Annotated in this window: 18 protein-coding genes and 1 pseudogene; 1 reads left to right on the top strand and 18 read right to left on the bottom strand. The window is 57.4% G+C overall.

Annotation, left to right across the window (positions count from 1 at the left end):
- Nucleotides 1–6: 6 nt before the first annotated feature.
- The 9 genes from O8B93_RS16825 to O8B93_RS16865 form a co-directional block, all read right to left on the bottom strand.
- Nucleotides 7–714, bottom strand: coding sequence for an ABC transporter ATP-binding protein (locus tag O8B93_RS16825; protein ID WP_269711058.1), 708 nt, complete (start codon nt 712–714; stop codon nt 7–9).
- Nucleotides 711–1,466, bottom strand: coding sequence for an ABC transporter ATP-binding protein (locus O8B93_RS16830; RefSeq protein ID WP_269711059.1), 756 nt, complete (start codon nt 1,464–1,466; stop codon nt 711–713). Before O8B93_RS16830 ends, O8B93_RS16825 begins: the two co-directional genes overlap by 4 nt.
- 53 nt (nt 1,467–1,519) lie before the next feature.
- Nucleotides 1,520–2,362 carry an ABC transporter permease gene (locus O8B93_RS16835; RefSeq protein ID WP_269711060.1) on the bottom strand — a complete coding sequence of 281 codons (843 nt, stop codon included), beginning with the start codon at nt 2,360–2,362 and terminating at the stop codon, nt 1,520–1,522.
- A gap of 83 nt (nt 2,363–2,445) precedes the next feature.
- The gene (locus O8B93_RS16840) at nt 2,446–3,474 is read right to left on the bottom strand and encodes an ABC transporter substrate-binding protein (RefSeq protein WP_269711061.1); all 1,029 of its coding nucleotides are present in this window, start codon (nt 3,472–3,474) and stop codon (nt 2,446–2,448) included.
- A 67-nt stretch (nt 3,475–3,541) separates the two neighbouring features.
- Nucleotides 3,542–4,597, bottom strand: a complete 1,056-nt coding sequence (locus tag O8B93_RS16845; RefSeq protein WP_269711062.1) for an ABC transporter ATP-binding protein — start codon at nt 4,595–4,597, stop codon at nt 3,542–3,544.
- Nucleotides 4,597–5,421: an ABC transporter permease gene (locus O8B93_RS16850; RefSeq protein ID WP_269711063.1), complete on the bottom strand. Its 825-nt coding sequence runs from the start codon at nt 5,419–5,421 to the stop codon at nt 4,597–4,599. The genes O8B93_RS16845 and O8B93_RS16850 overlap by 1 nt, the downstream gene beginning before the upstream one ends.
- A 5-nt stretch (nt 5,422–5,426) precedes the next feature.
- Nucleotides 5,427–6,659 carry a metal-dependent hydrolase family protein gene (locus O8B93_RS16855; RefSeq protein ID WP_269711064.1) on the bottom strand — a complete coding sequence of 411 codons (1,233 nt, stop codon included), beginning with the start codon at nt 6,657–6,659 and terminating at the stop codon, nt 5,427–5,429.
- Between the two features lie 373 nt (nt 6,660–7,032).
- Complete coding sequence (locus O8B93_RS16860) at nt 7,033–7,656, bottom strand: TetR/AcrR family transcriptional regulator (protein ID WP_269711065.1); 624 nt, start codon at nt 7,654–7,656, stop codon at nt 7,033–7,035.
- A 337-nt stretch (nt 7,657–7,993) separates the two neighbouring features.
- Nucleotides 7,994–8,335 carry a type 1 periplasmic-binding domain-containing protein gene (locus O8B93_RS16865; protein ID WP_269711066.1) on the bottom strand — a complete coding sequence of 114 codons (342 nt, stop codon included), beginning with the start codon at nt 8,333–8,335 and terminating at the stop codon, nt 7,994–7,996.
- Between O8B93_RS16865 and O8B93_RS16870 the strand changes: the two are divergent.
- Nucleotides 8,333–8,533: pseudogene (locus O8B93_RS16870) on the top strand (HNH endonuclease); the annotation flags it as partial. The gene O8B93_RS16865 and the pseudogene O8B93_RS16870 overlap by 3 nt on opposite strands.
- 104 nt (nt 8,534–8,637) lie before the next feature.
- On the opposite strand, the gene O8B93_RS16875 reads toward O8B93_RS16870, so the two are convergent.
- From O8B93_RS16875 to O8B93_RS16915, 9 genes are all read right to left on the bottom strand, one after another.
- Nucleotides 8,638–9,426, bottom strand: coding sequence for an SDR family NAD(P)-dependent oxidoreductase (locus tag O8B93_RS16875; RefSeq protein ID WP_269711067.1), 789 nt, complete (start codon nt 9,424–9,426; stop codon nt 8,638–8,640).
- Nucleotides 9,427–9,544: 118 nt separating this feature from the next.
- Nucleotides 9,545–10,354, bottom strand: coding sequence for a sugar phosphate isomerase/epimerase family protein (locus O8B93_RS16880; protein ID WP_269711068.1), 810 nt, complete (start codon nt 10,352–10,354; stop codon nt 9,545–9,547).
- A 140-nt stretch (nt 10,355–10,494) separates the two neighbouring features.
- Nucleotides 10,495–11,298: a 2-keto-4-pentenoate hydratase gene (locus tag O8B93_RS16885; protein WP_269711069.1), complete on the bottom strand. Its 804-nt coding sequence runs from the start codon at nt 11,296–11,298 to the stop codon at nt 10,495–10,497.
- Between the two features lie 74 nt (nt 11,299–11,372).
- On the bottom strand, nt 11,373–12,305 hold the full coding sequence (locus O8B93_RS16890) for a dihydrodipicolinate synthase family protein (protein ID WP_269711070.1): 933 nt from the start codon (nt 12,303–12,305) through the stop codon (nt 11,373–11,375).
- 29 nt (nt 12,306–12,334) lie between these two features.
- A complete protein-coding gene (locus tag O8B93_RS16895) occupies nt 12,335–13,162 on the bottom strand; it encodes a shikimate dehydrogenase family protein (protein ID WP_269711071.1) in 828 nt (275 codons plus the stop codon).
- 4 nt (nt 13,163–13,166) lie between these two features.
- Entirely contained in the window at nt 13,167–13,970 is an 804-nt protein-coding gene (locus O8B93_RS16900; RefSeq protein WP_269711072.1) for a sugar phosphate isomerase/epimerase family protein, read from the bottom strand.
- Nucleotides 13,971–14,092: 122 nt separating this feature from the next.
- Nucleotides 14,093–15,121, bottom strand: a complete 1,029-nt coding sequence (locus O8B93_RS16905; RefSeq protein ID WP_269711073.1) for an aldo/keto reductase — start codon at nt 15,119–15,121, stop codon at nt 14,093–14,095.
- 286 nt (nt 15,122–15,407) lie between these two features.
- Nucleotides 15,408–16,757 (bottom strand): ABC transporter substrate-binding protein, encoded by a 1,350-nt coding sequence (locus O8B93_RS16910; protein WP_269711074.1) that lies wholly within the window; start codon nt 16,755–16,757, stop codon nt 15,408–15,410.
- Entirely contained in the window at nt 16,757–17,602 is an 846-nt protein-coding gene (locus O8B93_RS16915) for a carbohydrate ABC transporter permease (RefSeq protein ID WP_269711075.1), read from the bottom strand. The genes O8B93_RS16910 and O8B93_RS16915 overlap by 1 nt, the downstream gene beginning before the upstream one ends.
- Between the last annotated feature and the right edge of the window lies 1 nt (nt 17,603).

Raw genomic sequence — 17,603 nt, forward strand, 5'->3', positions numbered from 1 at the left:
GTTGGATCAACCCCCGAGGAACATCCGGTTGATGTCCTCGTTCGCAAGCAGGTCTTCGGATGGCCCCTCGATGCTGTTCTTTCCATCGACGAGGATGTAGGTGCGGTCGGATATTTCCATGGCTTCGCGGGCGTTCTGTTCCACCAGCGCGATAGCCTTGCCGGAATCTCGAAGCTTACGGATTTCCTGGAAAAGCTCGTCGGCCGCGGCCGGAGAAAGGCCGGCGGTCGGCTCATCGAGCAGTATGAGGCTCGGGTCGACCATCAGCGCCATGCCGACGGCCAGCAATTGCCGCTGGCCGCCGGAGAGCGTCCGCGCCAATTGGCTCCTCTTCTTTGCAAGAACGGGAAAGTGCGCCATGACCTCGCTGGCGCGGGAGCGGAAATGTTTCGGCGCGATATAGCCGCCCATCTCAAGGTTCTCGTAGACCGTCATGTTGCCGAAGACATTGTGCTCCTGCGGTACAAAGGCGATACCGTGGCGGGAGACATCGTGGGGCTTGAGGCCGCTGATCGGCGCGTCATCATAGACGATGCGGCCCTCCGAAGGGCGCAGCAGACCGGCGATGGTTTTGAGGAGGGTGGACTTGCCAGCGCCGTTTGGGCCGACGATGCAGACGATTTCTCGCGACGACACACGGAAGTTGACACCCTTGAGAATCTGGTCGCCTGCGGAATAGCCGGCTATGACATTTTCGACGGTCAGGACACTCATCTGCGGCTTCCCATGTAGGCGTTCTGAACTTCCTTGTTGCCGGCCACGAAATCGAACGTGCCCTCGATCATCTTCCTGCCGTCGGCCATGACGACGACGTGGTCGCAGAGCCGTGAAATCAGATCCATCTGGTGTTCGATCAGCACGATGGTCACGCCTTCTTTCGCAATGGTGACAAGGCGTTCGCCGATCTCCCTGACCAGAGATGGATTGACGCCGGCCATTGGCTCGTCAAGCAGAAGCATGCCGGGATCGCGCATCAGGGCGCGACCGATCTCGAGCAGCTTCTTCTGGCCGCCGGAAAGGTCGGATGCCTTGTTGTCGATGACGTGCGACAGCTTGAGGCGTTCGGCGATCTTCAGCGCCTTGTCGAGTAACTCCTCCTCCCGGCGGATGCTCGTCCTGCTACGCGTCAGCGCCTGCACCAGGCCTTCACCCGGTTGGTCCGTTCCGTATAGCAGGAGGCTTTCAAGCACGGTCAGCCGTGGAAAACCGCGGGCGATCTGGAAGGTGCGAACGAGGCCCCTGCTGGATATCTGGTCGGGCCGCATCCTGTCGATCCGCTCGCCCTTGAAGCGGATTTCGCCGCTCGACACGGGCAGGACACCGGATATGCAGTTGAAAAGGGTCGTCTTGCCGGCGCCGTTAGGCCCGATCATGCCGATGATGCCGCCTTCATTGATTTTAAGGTCGACGCCGGCGAGGGCCTGAACCCCACCAAAATGTCGTGTTACTTCGATAATTTCGAGCATTTCAACCCCTATGAAAACAACGGAAGCAGCAGGAAGGGATCCTCGCGCACTGGTTAGTATTTCCGTTTCACGTAATATCCCGCAACGACGGTAATCGAGATCGTGACGGAGAGGAGGATAAAGGACAGCGCTGCACCAAAGGGCCAGTTCGCCTTGTTGAGAATTTCGCCGACGATCATCGGCGCCATCATGCGAAACGACGGGCCACCAAGGAGAACGGGTGTCGCATAGGCATTCATGGTCAGAATGAACGACAGGACGAAAGCCGCCAGGAGGCCGGGCACGATCTGGGGAAGCTTGACCAGAACAAAATTTTCCAGCGGGCTGGCGCCGAGGCTGGCCGCCGCATATTCGACGTTTTCGTCCAACCCTTCCAGAACGCTTTGCAGTGTCAACACGACATAAGGAAGGTTGACCGCAACGATGCCCACGAAAACGGCCAACGGCGTGTACATGATCTCGAGAGGCGTCGAAATAACACCGAGGGAAAGCAGGGCGTAATTAAGCACGCCGCTTTGGCCAAAGGCCACCATCCAGCCAGCGGCCCGAACCGCGTTCGAGATGAACAGCGGCAGGATGATCATCATCAGCAGTACGGTCTTTATGCTGCCTTGCTTGCGCGAAATCCAGTTGGCCAGCGGCAGGCCCAGAACGAGACAAACGACGGTCACGCCGAACGACATGAAAATCGTCGTGCGCATTCCATTAAGATAATAGCTGTCCGCAAAGAAGGCGGTGAAGTTGGCGAGTGTGAAATCGCTCACCATAAACTGGCCCGGCACATAGCTGTTCATGCTGTAGCGCAAGAGATACAGCAATGGCAGCGCCATGAAGAGCAGCACGATGGCTGTCGCGGGCATGAGCATTCCCGCTGCGGAGAGATTGTTCTTCTGCATTACCCGGCTCCGGATCGAGGGTACGACTGGCGACAGCCGCCCGCGCCTTGGCAACGCGGGCAGCCGCACATCATCTCTAGTTCTCAGGACTTGAAGTCTTTTTCCCACCAGCTCTGAAGGCCGACATCGATCTTGGCCATGTAGTCCAGATCGGGGAGAACGAACTGCTGGTCAGTCTTGTAGTCGATGACGGCCGCCAGCGCGGGATCGAGCTTGACCGTGGAGTTTGGCGGCGCATAGCCCATCTTGGCGGCAAAGGCCGCCTGCGGGCGCTCGTCAAGCATGGCGTTGAGATAGACGAAGGCCGCTTCCTTGTTCGGGGCGTTCTTGGGAACGCCCACATCGGAGATGTAAAGCGCGAGCCCTTCCTTGGGAATGGCGACCTCGACATCGATGCCGGCGTTCTTCCACATGAACCCACGGGCATTCCACATGATGCACATGACGACTTCGCCCGTTTTCAGGGCCTGGGCCATGGCTTCGTTGGTGGGATAGATTTTCACGCCCTGCTTCTTCAGCTCCAGCAGCTTTTCTTTGCCGGGCTCGACATTCGAGGGGCCGCCGCCGGCGACCATGGCCGCAGATTCGATGGTGTTCTGATACTGGATGTCGATGACGCCGACGCGGCCGGCATATTTCTTGTCCCAGAGATCGGCATAGGAGGTCGGCGCCGGGTTCACTTCCTTCGGATTGTAGAGAATGACGCGGCCCGTATACATATGCGGGACGGAATACTTGGTGCGCAGGAACGGATGGACCTTGGCAAGATTCGGCACCTTGCTTTCATCGAGCTCCTCGAGAGCGCCGTTGACATACATTTCATAGGTGCCTTGCCGCGTCATGCAGGCGACGTCCATCGTGCCGCGCGGCAGGCGGCGTTCGGCAAGAATTTTGGATTTGCGAACGGTTTCCGCCGCCGGGTCGAATACGACCTGCAGGCCGCTGTCCTTGAGAACGGTATCGACGATGTTTGCCTGCTGAAGGTTCTGGTAGTCCCCACCCCAGGTCCCGACGATGACGCGACCGCGAGCCTGCGCAAAGCTCGGCAGAGCGGACGACATAAGGGCACTGACAGACAGTATTCCAAAGGTGCGACGAGTGATGTTCGGCATTTTTGAGTTCCCCTTTTTTTGATTGAAATCTGATGCTCGATGTGGCCGGCGACGCGCCGGCTTTAGCTCAGAGTGGAACGACGTCCTTCGCTGCGACGCTCACGAAGATCGGGCTGTTCGCCTCGCCGGAGATGCCCTCGACGGCGAGTTCGCGCGGCGAGGTCACGACTTTGAGCCGCGTGCCGCCGTCGAGTTCGATATCCGCCTCGATCATGCCACCGAGGAATACGCAGCGGTCGAGACGCCCGCGAAAGCAGTTCTGGCCCTGCGTCGTCGCTTCGCGCGTCAGGCGAATGGCTTCGGGCCGAACGAGGATTTCGTCAGCTCCGGCCCGCTGGAAAGCGGTTTGCAGCAGAACGCCATCTGCGGTTCTGAAGCCGCCGCCGTCGACGGCCACTCCCTTCAGGAAGTTGGTGCGGCCGATGAAATCTGCGACGAAGCGATTGGCAGGCGTATTATAGAGATCGCTGGCGGAACCGATTTGCTCGATCACGCCGGCCTGCATCAGCACAAGCCTGTCGCCGACCGACATCGCCTCTTCCTGATCGTGCGTTACCATGATGGTGGTGATGCCAAGGGATTTTTGCAGGCTGCGCAGCTCGTCGCGGACCTGAAGGCGAAGCTTGGCGTCGAGGTTCGACAGCGGTTCGTCGAGAAGCAGGATGTCTGGGCGTATGGCCAGCGCCCGCGCGATGGCCACGCGTTGCTGCTGCCCGCCCGAAAGCTGCTTCGGGAAACGGGTGGCCAGATGCGAAAGCTTGACGAGATCGAGTGCATCTCCCACCCGCTTGCGGATGTCATTTTCCGCCACCTTTCGGCGGCGCAAGCCGAAGGCGACGTTCTCGAAGATCGAGAGATGAGGAAATAGCGCATAGTTCTGGAAGACCAGCCCGATGTTTCGCCGGTGCGGTGGTTCATGTGTCACGTCGCGCGCGCCGATTTCGATCCGGCCGGCGTCTGGCTCGATGAAACCGGCCATCATGCGCAGGGTCGTGGTCTTGCCGCAGCCGGAGGGGCCGAGAAAGATCAGGAATTCGCCTTCGTTGATCTTTAGTGAAACATCGGAGACGGCGCGGAACGTACCGTAGTTTTTCCCCAAGCCGGCAATATTGACGTTGGCCATCACACAATCCTGGAAATATTGACGAAACGATTTGATATAATCAGTGCGGCGGCGACGAACGCCACCTGCAGCACCGAGACGGCGGCAATCGTCGGATCGATCTTCCATTCGAGATACTGCATCATCGCCACGGGAAGCGTGACCTGACCGGGACTGGCGAGGAAAATTGACACTTCGAGATTGCCGAAACTGACCACGAAGGAAAATACGGCGGCGGCGAAGATGCCAGGCCGGATCAGCGGCAGCGTCACACGCCATATGATTCCGGCCGGTGTATCGCCAAGGCTTGCGGCGGCCTCTTCGATCGACAGATTGGCGCCTTCCAGCGATGCGACCAGCAGACGGATGCACCAGGGAATGGTGAGCAGGATATGACCCATAACGAACACACCCACGGAACCGGACAGCGGCAGGCCGGTGGCGATCTCGATCTCGACCACGGTGATATAGAGCGACGCGCCGATCACGATGGCTGGAACGGTCAGCGGCGACATCAACAGTTGCAGGATCGCGGCCCGGCCCCGGAACGCTCGCCGCACGATGATGATGGCGGCGGGAATGGAGACGGCAAGCCCGGCGGCGGCGGCGAAGGCCGCCACCAGCATGCTGAGGACAAAGCCCTCGAGGAACTGCGGCTGGCGAAACGCCTCCTGATACCAGTGAAGCGAATAGCCCTCCACCGGAAGCGAGAGGATTTCGTTTGAAATCACCGACAGCCAACACACGAGGAGCAACGGTAACAGCATCAATCCAAGAGCAACCAGATTGATGCCGCGGATCAGCCAGCGGCCCGTTTTTTCAGGAATGGTGTTTCCCTTGATCATCCGGGTCAGCCACCGAGGGTGTTTTTGTAGAACTGGCCGCCGCGAACGATCGCCGAAAGGTTTTCCTCTGGCCGTGCCAAAAGTTCGATATCCTGAAGCGGGTCGCCGTTGACGACGATGAAGTCGGCATAGGTGCCTTCTGCGATGACGCCGATCTGGTTTTCCATCATGCAGAGCTTTGCGGAAACACGGCTTGCCGAATAGAGAATGTCACGGGCTGGAAGAACCTTGCCGCGTATTGAGAACTCCATCGACTGATACTTGTGCAACTGGCCGAGAAGGTCGGAGCCGAAGCCCATCGGCAGGCCGGCCTCGTGCATGATGCGAAGGGATTCCAGACCCGCGACACGCACCGTGTCAATCTTGGCCTGCGAGTCCGCGCCGAGCCCGAAAGCGGCGCCTTCGAGCGCAAGTCCTTCATAGGCGACAAGCGTTGGGCAAGCAATGGCACCGGCTTCGGCTGCGAGTTTCGCGGTCTCGGCGGTGATCAGGTTGCAATGTTCGAGCGACTTGACGCCGCATTCCACCGCGCGCCGGATCGAGGCGTCGGAATAGGTGTGGGCGGCAACGTACATGCCGTAGTTTTCCGCTTCCTCGACGATCGCAAGGATTTCTTCGCGGGAGTATTGAAGGACGTGGATCGGGTCGTTGGGCGAGGACACGCCGCCATTGGCCATGATCTTGATGAAGTCGGCGCCGCCCTTGATCTCTTCGCGGGCGGCGCGGCGCACCTCGTCCACGCCGTCGGCGATGCGGCCGAGGGCGCCGAGGGATGCGACGTGCAATTCGCGCTTGTCATGGCGGCTGCGATAGTCGCAATGGCCAACAGTCTGGCTCAGAGCCTTTCCGCAGATGACCAATCGCGGCCCGTCGATGAGCCCCTCTTCGACGGCCATTTTGAGGCCGAGATCGGCACCTGCGAGGTCGCGGACGGTGGTGAAGCCGCGCATCAGCATGTCATGCATGATCTCGCGTGAGCGCAGGGCTATCAGAGACGAAGGCAGTTCGGCGTTCCTGGCAAGATCGACGAGCGTGGCGATGACATGCACATGCGCATCGATGAGGCCGGGCATCAGCGTGCGACCTTGGAGGTCGATACGCTCGGCGTCGGGGGCGTCGATCACGTCCGTCGAAACGCGGGCGATCCGGTCTCCCTCGACGAGTATTTCGACGCCGTCCAGCAAAGTGCCGTTGTCGACATCAAGGACTTTGCCACCGAAGAAAATGTAGCTGTTCATGAAATTCCCCATTGTGTTCCGTGAATGATAAAAACGGACATGTCTGTTTGTAAATAGGGAAAATGCTTATATCTGCGTTTTTGCGATGCAACATTTTTTATGCCTAATTAGTGAGCATATCGGGTTGCGGTCGATAAATATCCCAAGTGCTTGGCTGCTTTGTATTTTTTTGTCGACATTGCCGGCGGTTGATGACTAAGGACGCAGAAGGCGCCTTCGGCCGCCCGAATTTCGTCTCATAGTAGGGGCTCACCTTTTCAGGTGGCGCTTTGTTTTGAAGCCCTCAAGCGGGTTTGTCGAAGCTCGATTATCTGGTCTCGGAGACCGGTTGTTTGCTGATCGCGGTGCTTCGTTTCAATACGACCACTAAAGCTCACTGGCCGTTTGTCGCAATCAGCATGGACTTCCACCGATCCAGCAGCTTGCGCTGCAGGTCGTGGTTGGAGTTGGAGCTGAAACTGCTGTGAAGTGCGATGCCGCGTAGCACACACAGGCTAAGTTGGATGAACTCGTCGGTTTCAGGCCGGTCCAGTGATACGCCCAGAAGCGTTGCGATTGCCTTATCCCGGCTCGCCGCCCACTGGACCATAATGTCCCGAATCCCGATGCCCAGTTCGTCATCGTTGCGTGATGCCAGCATGATTTCCAATGAGGCAACGTAATTGTCGGCTTGGAACAGCTTTTGCCACAGGAATTCCGTGACTTCGTCGGGACTTAGCTTGCGCCTCTCCTCAACGATGGAATGCCAGTCGTCTTCCCACGACGAGATAAGATATTGAAACGCAGCGATGATCAGGGCATTGCGGCTGGGAAACTGGTGGGTCAGCGCCCCGCGTGACACCTTAGCCCTCAACGCGACGTCTTCCGTTGAAAATCGGCCATAGCCGACTTCATTCATGGCATCGAGCGCTGCTTGACAGAGCTTCTTCCGGGTTTCGTCGGAACGTTCTGCCTGGCTTCGCCTAGCCTTCGGAGCAGCTCTAACGTCCGCGATCATTGAAGCTCTCATCTCGTTCTGTTGTTTCAAGGGTAGTGATTTCTCCGCAAACGTCCCTTTTTACAATCAAGCGGCGCATTGGGAATTCAGAAGCTTTCGTACCCATGCCATTGCGTTAAAACTTTTAGGATGAGCATCGTCAAGCGTGAACTTGTCTCTCCGTCGGTTTGATAACAGACTGTTTTAAACCATCATGCCGCAATTCGGGTCAGGACGCGGAATTGTATGTGATGAGAGTGTGATCTTTGTCGTAACCATGAATATCAAGGTCAAGGTTGCCGGTTAGAAACTAGATCTTTGAAGTTCACCAAACATGACCAACTGTTGGGCTGGCATTTCAGGCTGCTCGATTTGATGAATGAGACTTTCGACCAGATTGCGACCAACTGTAACCATATCGACGGAATGGGCAATCAGCGGCACGGAGAGGTAGCGGCAAATCTGGGTATTGTCGCGGGTCATCCGCTACCATTCGGGTGATGATGATCCCGTCGGCGCTGCCCGCCTGGATGACACGTTTCAGGTTTTCATGTGGATCGTCTTCCGGCGTCATTGATGAGATCGCCAAGCTGTAGCGGCAGCCACCCGTGGTGGAACACGATCGGTTGCGCATCCTTGCGCCCCAGCCATTGAAAAAGATGTCGACGCCGTCTTTGGTCTTGATGAAGCTTTTGGTCATATTCGCCCCGTTGAAGCGGATGGCTCGGATATTCTGTCGAATGGCATCGCGCTCTCTGGAACGGCACATTGGATGTTCGATCGCGGCCTTATCGGCTTATGGGACGATATCGAGGTTCTGGTTTCGCGTCACGCAAACGACCGCGACAGAGAGATCGTGACGGCAGGTGTACTGCAATACATGGTGGTAAGTGGTTGAAACACTTTATCTCCACCAAGTCTGGAAATGCACTGACGGTTTTGGCTATATAAGCGAACTGGCATGTTAATTCGAACAATGCCAGCCGCTCATTGTGTCTGCCATTATTTAGAGCTGGGACGGCCAGGAATGTGGCTGAGTATCGATTTACTGAAGCCGCCATCGACGCAGAGATCCTGCCCAGTGATGAAACTTGCGAGCGGGCTGATCAGGAACTCGATCGCGTTCGCAATATCCACCGGCTCGCCGATCCTCGAAAGTGGAATGAGTTCCTCTCTAGCCCGTTTGATCGCCGGATCGGCATACATTTTCGCCGACATCGGCGTGTGTGTCATTCCCGGAGAGACAACGTTTGATCGAATGCCATCCGGTGCCCACTCAAGCGCAAGAGTTTGGGCAAGCATCGTCAGTGCCGCTTTTGTCGGGCTGTATGCACCTGATCCCGCGTGGGGTATCTGCCCAGACATCGACGATGTGAAGCACGCTGCACCCTTGCTCTGCTTCAGATGAGGGTAGGAATATTTGGCCAGAAGCCATGCCCCTCGCAGATTGACCGCGAACATCCTGTCCCAGTCCTCCACCGATAGGTCGCAGATATTGCCCGGACTTGCCACTCCCGCATTGGCGACAAGTGCATCGAGACCACCAAATTCGGAAGCCGCCGTCTCCACGAGATATGGGGCCACGTCGATATCGCTAAGGTCTCCGGTCAACGCGATGGCGTCCGCACCCATGGCCCGCAGGGAGCGCGCGACATCTTCCTGGGGCTCTGACGAACCCATCCCACAGACCGCGATCTGTGCATGTTCACCTCTGGCAGCTGCGGCTTCGGCTATTCTGATGCAGACTGCCGCACCAATTCCGCGACTTCCTCCGCTCACTAAAACTCTCATGATGGTTCTCCACTATAGTACTGAGATAATATGGAATGTCTCTTTGTCTGCGCCGATGGTTTTCCTTGGAAGAAGCTTCGAAAGGTGCAGTAATGTTGGCCATTGTTTCGGGCAGTTGTCATGCGGCCTTCCAGCCCCGTTTTTCCAGTTCCTGAAGACCATTCTGAATTTCCACGAGTGGCTGCTCTTCCCGAATTATTTCAAGGACAACGAGATCAGGGTCGAAGACCGACTCGACGGCGCGTCCAAGCGCTTTGAAATCGATGACCCCCGTGCCGATGGGATCGTGCCCCCACACGTCGGTGCCCGTATCCGAGATATGCACGAGAGCTATGTGCGCGTGATGGGATAGAAGGCTTGCGACCGGATCCTCGCCGATATAGGCGGCGTTTGCGACGTCGTAGACAATCCTCAAATTGTCGCTTTGAATTTCTTCAACCACGCTGACCAGTTCTTCGATCGTCGGTCTGAAACAATATGGCGTATTCTCCATAAGCAGACGCACGCCAGCCTGCTTTGCAACCGGTAGAAGCGTATCGAGACTCTCGGACAGCCATCCGAATGCTTGCGGTATCGTTGGGGAAATCATCGGTCGTCGCGTTCCCGGCGAGATGACGACATCGCTTACTCCCCAGTCGACAGCCAGTTGGATGACATCTTTGATATGGTCTGCGCTCTTGCGCCGCATATTCGCGGCCGGGCTAGCCAGATTGATATCGTACCCGCCAGCATTCAGCGACCTGACACGCGCGCCGTGGTCCGTGAGCAGCTTTTGCACGTCGGAACGCAATCCTGCCGGCATATCGTCCGGCCAGCAATGGGGGGAGCTGACCGGCACCTCAAACACCGTGAAACCGTGTTGGAGGAGTTCGGACATCGCATCCATTGCATTCGATTTCCAGAGATAGGAAAAAGTGTTTATAATCATCGGCATCTCCCTTGCATGGATTATTGTGCTGATCGTGTATTTGCATACGCATTGCGAACTGCTGTCTCAGGTCGGGTCCGGACGAACGTTGCTCAAGGCCCCTTCGGTTGGACGAAATGCACGTTGTTACAGGCCGTTTTTCAAAGTCTTCCAGTTGATGACAGCGCGATATTCATGACAGCCAGAGCACCCAACTTGATGCCGATGTTGCCCGGCGCGGCAACGTCGAGCGCGCCGCACAGGCTTCCCGTCGTCACAATCGATCCTGCGTTCAGCGATGCAGCAGGTCGCGTGCGATCATTCGCGTAATCACAGAGCCAGGTGAGCGGGTCTCCGGCCGGATGCTGTGCGTCCGCGTCGAACATCACTTGGGCGTCAAGCTGTATCCTCAACGGAAAATTCGAGCCGGGCCGAAGGACGGCCAGAGGTAGAGCCGGTCCTTTTACGTAGCCCATGTTCCCGAGGCGGTCTGCCAGAAAGGCGAGGAAAGAGACGCTGCCTCCTTCCGAAATACCGCTCCAGACCAGCTCTGTGCCGAGATAGGCGTCGGAGATTGCAGCCTCGATATCTGCTCGCCCGTAAAGCGCATCGGCCTGGACGGGAAGGTCATTGCTTAGCTTGACGGCAATTTCCACCTCGATCTTCAGCCCGGATCGCCACGTCAATGCCGCACCGTCCGGGTTATCCCAATAGGGATAGAGCGGAGCGGCAACCGGTGCGCCACCTGGCGATTTTGCGACTTTCCAAGCGGGAATGTCTGCCCCTTCAAGTTTCGAAAGCGCCCGTTGTACATCCATGGCGCTCTCAGGCGAGGTGGGCACCGAGACCAGTTGCTCTGTTGGAACCTGCTTTCCGTCGCGGCGCAGGCTGTGGAGTTGACGAGCCAGCGTGATGGCTTCGGTGGCGGTTGTATGAGAGTTCATGTTGATCTCTTCGAAGGCCATCCGGTCGGCGCTGCCTGATGGATGACGATGCAGGGCTGTTGCTATTGAGCTCCTTGTCGGGGCGATGCCATCCACTAAGATTCCTGCGTGATCCGCTCGCGAAATCTTTTTGCCCCGGCTTCAATATGATCGAGCAGATCCATGACCGCCCAGTGGCGTTCAGCAATGTCATAGTCCGTGACACGAGAATGAATGCTATCGAACGTACCGAGGCGCTTGTGCCAAACCTTGGCAAGGCCGGGATATCCCATCGGCTCAGCCATTGCGGCGAGCGCCAGGAATATTTCAAGTTCGCGGCGCAGATCGCTGTCATCGAATGCGTGTTTGTAGAGCCAGGCGTAGAGGTCTGGATGGATATTGGTGAAGACGCCAGAGAAGCCCTTCGAACCTGCGCGTATGGCGGCGGCTGCAATGGCGGCATTAGCGTTGACAATCGCAAAGCCGGAGTCGCCGGAGAGCGTGACACGTCGCTTCACCGTTTCGAGATCGCAGGAAACGTCCTTCAGCGTTACGAAACGGCCTGTGTCGCGGCACAGCTTGAATTCGTCATCGCTCAAGAGACGACGATACGGCGCTGGGCATTCGTACAGACCGAGGGGCAGGTCGCTCGGAAGCCAGCTCATGATGGCGGCGAGGCTGGAGCGAAATGCTTCGGTTCCCTCATTCTTTGTGTCGAGCCTGTTGCTGACCAGCACAAGCGCGTCAATTCCGGTCCCGGCCATTGCCACAAGTTCGGCGCGCTGGTCATCGCGGCTGTCGCTAATGTGTCCCGATGAGATGACCGGCACACGCCCGGCCGCTAGCGAGACAACCTTTTTGGAAAGCGCAACTCGCTCTTCCAGTGACAACTTCTGCATCTCGCTGGACTGGCAAACAGCGAAAAGCGTATCTGCACCGTTGGCGATATACCACTCCACAAGTTGCTCGAGGCCTTGCCAGTCGATCCGGTTATCCGGCGTGAAGGGGGTAAGCATGACGGGGACAATGCCCTGGGCCTGGATTTTCATGATGTAATCTTTCGCTCTTTGTTAGGTGTTTAAAGCGCTGTTCCTGCCGGCAAACCTGCGGCAAAGCCTGCCATCAGGCGGATTTGTGCAAGCAGCATGTCATTCCCGTCGGAGACCGCCGCGCCGGCCGTCTTGGCAGCGGACAATAGGGCTGTCTCTCTGCTTAGGCTGGCTATGTCTGCGATGAGCATTTCGGGCCGTATCGCGTCAGTCGGCATGGGGAATATGCTATCTCCCTTGACGCCGATCGGGGATGCATTGATGACGATATCGTAGTCCCAACCCGCTGACCCATCGACGGCGACCGCGCATTCTTCACCACGGGCGGTATTGACCATAGCCGCCGTGAAGGCGACGGATGCAGCCGAGAGGTCCATGAGGTTAATCTTGCTTACGCCTTCCTCAGCCAGCGCGAAGGCGATCGCGCGGCCTGCCCCCCCTGCTCCGACAATCAGCACGCGGGCGCCGCGCAGGCGGGATTTTGCCTCTCCGAGCCCTTCGACGAAGCCCACGCCATCGAAGAGCGCGCCGTTCATCTGGCCGTCCTCGCCGCGTTGGACGCAGTTAACGGCGCCGACCGCCTTCGCCGTCGGGGTAAGTGTTGAGCATCTTTTGGCCGCCGCCACCTTGTGAGGGACCGTGGTGCTGATACCGCAGAGGTTGGGGATGGCGGAGAAGCAATCCCATGCCGTTGCGAAGTGTTCGGCGGTTATCAGGAAAGGCACCGCGAAGATGTTGACCTCGGCGGCAGCAAAGATCGGGTTGATCAGCCGCGGTGTCTGTACCTGGTGTATCGGGTCGCCAAACACAGCATAGATGCGCGAGTTGCCGTTGAGGTTGGGAATATTCACTTGCATGATTTCATTCCTCGCAGAACAGGCTACGGCAGCGATTGATGGCGATATCGATCACCTCCGCCGGATCGCGAGACCACCAGTCGGTGGAGAAGATCTCCACCTCGACCGCTCCCTTGTATCCGGCCTTTCGGACCATCGCATAGATGCCGGGCAGGTCTATGATCCCGTCACCCATCATGCCCCGATCGGTCAGAAGATGCCGTGTCGGAAGCAGCCAGTCGTTGACGTGAAAACCAAGAAGCCGGCCTGCGTCACCCGCGCGCTCAATCTCGGCAGCAAGTCGCTCGTCCCACCAGCAATGATAGACATCGACAACCACTCCAATGCCCGGCCCCAGTGCTTCGCAGATAGAATTTGCATGCGAGAGGCTGGAGATGAGGGCGCGGTCCCCCGTGACCATAGGATGAAGCGGCTCAATCGCGAGCTTCACGCCAATCTTTCGGGCGCTGTCGAGAACTTTGCCGATTGCATCCTCGACCCGTCGTCTTGCCGCCCCCAGATCTTTTTCATTGTCTTGAAAGCCTCCGGTAAACAGGAAGACATGGTCAGCTCCAAATCTGGCGGCCCGCTCGAGTTCCGCTTCGGCCCGGTCAAGGGAATTCGCTGTCAACGGCCCGACACGGTTGTATCCTGACACAGTCAGTCCGAAATCGTGCAAAACGGAGAGAGCGTCAGTCTCACCCACCTTGGCGATTTCGTCCCCCCATATGGATACTGTCTTCAGTCCCCGCTCTGCGCAGAGACGAAGAAAGGTCAACATATCTGCTCTCTCGCGCACGGTGGCGTGGTTAAAGACAATGTTCGTCATCGGCCGCTTCTCAGTTTTTTAGAGTTCAGTGGTCAGACCGGGGCGGGTCGTAGGCTCGGTACCAGGATCACGTCGCCGGTTCGCGAACGGACGATTTTGACTGATACCGTAGCCCGTCGCGGTCAGATTAAATTAGCAACCTTTGCACCGCGGCGACGAACCTCTGGCACGAGCCACGGGGAAACGTAGCCTCGGTCGGCTTCTTCGATGAGCACACCCGGTGGAACGAGCACGTCGATCTGGTCAAGCGTGTCTGCCTGAAGGACGGTCTCGAAACCCGCCTCCATTGCTTTGTATTGCTCGACCGTACGAGGGCCAAGGATCACAGACGTCACAGCGGCGTGGGCGAGGGGGAATGCCTGCGCCATATGCATCAGCGACAAACCTGCTTCCGCTGCGACCCGCTCAAGCTCCGGAAGCAGTTCCAGTTTGCGCCGATTACCCTCGCGCGTCATATCAAATCGGGTTTGCAGGATCGGATAGTGGCGTCCCCACTGTCCTTGTACGCGCTCGGCCCTGGATCCTGACGGCACCGAGCCGTCCGCTTTGTACTTTCCCGTCAACCAGCCCCCGTTCATAGGGCTCCAAGCGGTGAAACCCATGCGGTAGTGCTCAACGGCAGGAAGAGTCTCTCTCTCCACGGCGCGGTGAAAAATAGAGTAGGGTGAGGTCTCATTGATGAACCGCGCGATCTTGTTCGACCGGCTAACCGATTGTGTCTCTGCGAGATACCAGCTTGGCATTGTTGATGAGCCGATGTAACGAACCTTGCCTTGAGTCACTAGGTCGCTGAGAGCGCCGAGGGTTTCCTCGAGATCAGTCGCGAGGTCTGGCCGATGAAATTGATAAAGATCAATATGGTCGGTGTTTAACCTGCGCAGGCTATTTTCGACCTGCTTCATGATCCAGTAGCGGGAGCCACCCTGCTCGTTGCGTCCCTCACCAGCCACCAATCGGAACTTCGTCGCAAGCACCACTTTGTCTCGACGGCCCGCGATAGCTTTCCCGACAATCTCCTCGGACTCGCCGTGCGAGTAGGTGTCAGCAGTGTCAATGAAATTGATGCCGCGATCGAGCGCGCTATGCAAAATCTCAATGCATTCTTTCTCGTCAGTGTTTCCATCAGATCCGTAGCTCATCGTGCCCAGCATGTACTCGCTGACCTGAACCCCAGTTCTTCCAAGGTATCGATATCTCATGGCGGACGCCTTTCATCAGTTAGAAGGTGGCTCATTGGCCCATGGTTTGCGCGCGCGATCCGATATCGCAGGGCACAGCAATACCCATCGGCCTTTCAGCCGCCGTTGAGCGAGAATTGAGGCCGCCCATAGTTTCTGTTGTCGATGTTCCAAGTTGCGACTGTCTGTGGTCGTCTCGGAAAGGAACTGGATGGCGGTGACTAATTCCGCCATCCAGCCTTGTTACGAGGAGGCTCGGTTACTGTGCCTTCGCAAGTGCTGCATCATACCGTTCGATCAACTCATCGTAGGCATCTGCCGGCGACCCGTCTTTCAGGACCATTCTCTGGAATGCTTCGCCCAGAATGGTATGATACGTGGAGAGGATGGGTGTGTAGGTCACAGTTTGACCCCGTTGCGCAACGAGATCGGCCCACGCCTTCTGGTCTTTGCCAGCGTCGGTCTGGAAATAAGGCGCCGAATAGGCCGACTTACGCGAGACGACTTCACCACCTTCGGCTGCGAAAGCCTGCGCCTCCGGCGACACCATGAACTTCACGAAGGTCCATGCTGCATCCGGATTGACGGTCTTTTTGTTGATCGCGATGTTGTAGCTGTAGACGGTCTGTTTGTCGTTTGCCGCATAACCGGGAGCCGGAGCCCAGGCCAGATCGTCACCGCCGCCTTGCTGCTTCACCGTCTTGTAGCGATAGACACCGAACACCGCCGTCGCCGCACTGCCGGACCGGAGCGCGTCGTGCAACTCATTGAAGCCCATCTGTGCGCTGCGGAGTGGAGTGACTTTGCACTTCGTGTAGAAGTCCTTGATCGTCTGCGCCGCCTTGATGAACGCCTCTTTGGAAAATGCGATCTTGCCTTCAGGGGTGAAGTATTCGCCGCCATTTCCAGAGAGCATGGTGCTCAGGAAGAATTCTCCGAGGCTCTGTGCGCCACCGAGACCGCCTGTTGCTCCGAGCGGAACGGCGAAGGTGATCGTATCCGACTGGCCAAACTTATCGCCCAGTGCGCACACTTCATCCCATGTCGTCGGCGGCTTTACCCCTGCCTTCTCCAGCATGCTCTTGCGATAGAAGAGGATTGGAATACGGAAGTCCTGGGGGAGAGCATAAAGCTTTCCGGCGACTTTCGTGCCTGATAGAGGCAGGAGCCAATCATCATCCAGAATGCCATCCTTCTTCACAAGATCATCGAGCTCAAGAAGATTTCCAGTGGCAGCGAATTCGGAAACAGCGAAGCCGACGACGCGGATCACATCCGGTGACTGAGCGCCAGACTTGATAGCACGCGCTGCTGCGCCACCGGTCGGATCGACCAGAAGTTTGATCGTGATGTTAGGGTTTTTTGCCTGAAACGCCTCGATCATCTTCGTCTGGGCAGCAGACCTCGGATCCTTCGAATTGTTGGGGTCCAGGAATGTCTGGTAGATAATTTCCGTACTCTGCGCAAAGGCTTGCGGAGCCAGGAAACTCAGGGCGGCGGTCCCAATTCCAAGCGCCGCTACCGCCTTTATGATGTGGCGCCTTGATGTGATTTGCATGCGTCTTCCTCCCAGTTGAACGAGTTGCAGTAGTGAAGATTGGTTGTTCATCAGCCTTTGACGGCCCCCGCCGTCAGCCCGGAGATGAACCACTTTTGAACGAAGCCGAACATCAGGATGACCGGAGATGATGCGATCATGACGAAGGCCATCATGTAGGACCACGAAATGCCGACGGCGTCGAAAACCTGATTGACGAGGGCGACCTGCAGGGTCCGTTTCGCCACTTCGGGCGCAAAGACCGCCACCGTGATATAATCGTTCCAGGTCGTCACAATCCCGATGGTCGCGACCGCCGCAATTCCTGGACGTATCAGGGGTAAAATCAGCGACCAGATGATCTGGAACCGCGAAGCGCCGTCGATCATGGCGGAGTCCTCGATTTCAACCGGAACGGCTTCGACGAAATTTGCGATGAACCAGACGGTCTGAGGGATAATCCGCGCGCAGAGGATGATCGTCACCACGATGCCGCTGTTGAGCAGGCCAACCGTTTCTAGCAGATAATACGTCGGAACCAGCAACGCGACCCCTGGCACCATCGAGGTTCCGAGGATAACCAGCATCAAAGTTCGCTTACCCCTGAACGAAAAGCGTGCGGCGGCATAACCCGCGGGAATTCCAACGAGGAGGGCTACGATCACGGCGCCGACGGAGTAGGCAACAGAGTTCCAGAGGTCGGTCAGGAATGCCGGATCCTGGAAAACCTTAGTGTAGTTTTCCAGTGTCGGCGAGTTTGGCCAGAGCGTCGGCGGGACGACCACAGCTTCGATTTCTGTCTTGAAGGATGTAGCGAAGGCCCAGAGCACCGGTCCGAGAACGATGATGGCGATCACCAACGACCCCAGGATTGCAGGTATCTGTCCGTTTGATCGGTTTGGAAGAGCGTTACTCATC

Source organism: Martinezella rhizogenes (assembly GCF_027460065.1).
Lineage (GTDB): Bacteria > Pseudomonadota > Alphaproteobacteria > Rhizobiales > Rhizobiaceae > Agrobacterium > Agrobacterium rhizogenes_C.

Coding starts and splice junctions, on each gene's coding strand:
- O8B93_RS16825 (WP_269711058.1), bottom strand. CDS start 714: ATGAGTGTCCTGACCGTCGAAAATGTCATAGCCGGCTATTCCGCAGGC.
- O8B93_RS16830 (WP_269711059.1), bottom strand. CDS start 1,466: ATGCTCGAAATTATCGAAGTAACACGACATTTTGGTGGGGTTCAGGCC.
- O8B93_RS16835 (WP_269711060.1), bottom strand. CDS start 2,362: ATGCAGAAGAACAATCTCTCCGCAGCGGGAATGCTCATGCCCGCGACA.
- O8B93_RS16840 (WP_269711061.1), bottom strand. CDS start 3,474: ATGCCGAACATCACTCGTCGCACCTTTGGAATACTGTCTGTCAGTGCC.
- O8B93_RS16845 (WP_269711062.1), bottom strand. CDS start 4,597: ATGGCCAACGTCAATATTGCCGGCTTGGGGAAAAACTACGGTACGTTC.
- O8B93_RS16850 (WP_269711063.1), bottom strand. CDS start 5,421: ATGATCAAGGGAAACACCATTCCTGAAAAAACGGGCCGCTGGCTGATC.
- O8B93_RS16855 (WP_269711064.1), bottom strand. CDS start 6,659: ATGAACAGCTACATTTTCTTCGGTGGCAAAGTCCTTGATGTCGACAAC.
- O8B93_RS16860 (WP_269711065.1), bottom strand. CDS start 7,656: ATGATCGCGGACGTTAGAGCTGCTCCGAAGGCTAGGCGAAGCCAGGCA.
- O8B93_RS16865 (WP_269711066.1), bottom strand. CDS start 8,335: ATGACCAAAAGCTTCATCAAGACCAAAGACGGCGTCGACATCTTTTTC.
- O8B93_RS16875 (WP_269711067.1), bottom strand. CDS start 9,426: ATGAGAGTTTTAGTGAGCGGAGGAAGTCGCGGAATTGGTGCGGCAGTC.
- O8B93_RS16880 (WP_269711068.1), bottom strand. CDS start 10,354: ATGATTATAAACACTTTTTCCTATCTCTGGAAATCGAATGCAATGGAT.
- O8B93_RS16885 (WP_269711069.1), bottom strand. CDS start 11,298: ATGGCCTTCGAAGAGATCAACATGAACTCTCATACAACCGCCACCGAA.
- O8B93_RS16890 (WP_269711070.1), bottom strand. CDS start 12,305: ATGAAAATCCAGGCCCAGGGCATTGTCCCCGTCATGCTTACCCCCTTC.
- O8B93_RS16895 (WP_269711071.1), bottom strand. CDS start 13,162: ATGCAAGTGAATATTCCCAACCTCAACGGCAACTCGCGCATCTATGCT.
- O8B93_RS16900 (WP_269711072.1), bottom strand. CDS start 13,970: ATGACGAACATTGTCTTTAACCACGCCACCGTGCGCGAGAGAGCAGAT.
- O8B93_RS16905 (WP_269711073.1), bottom strand. CDS start 15,121: ATGCTGGGCACGATGAGCTACGGATCTGATGGAAACACTGACGAGAAA.
- O8B93_RS16910 (WP_269711074.1), bottom strand. CDS start 16,757: ATGAACAACCAATCTTCACTACTGCAACTCGTTCAACTGGGAGGAAGA.
- O8B93_RS16915 (WP_269711075.1), bottom strand. CDS start 17,602: ATGAGTAACGCTCTTCCAAACCGATCAAACGGACAGATACCTGCAATC.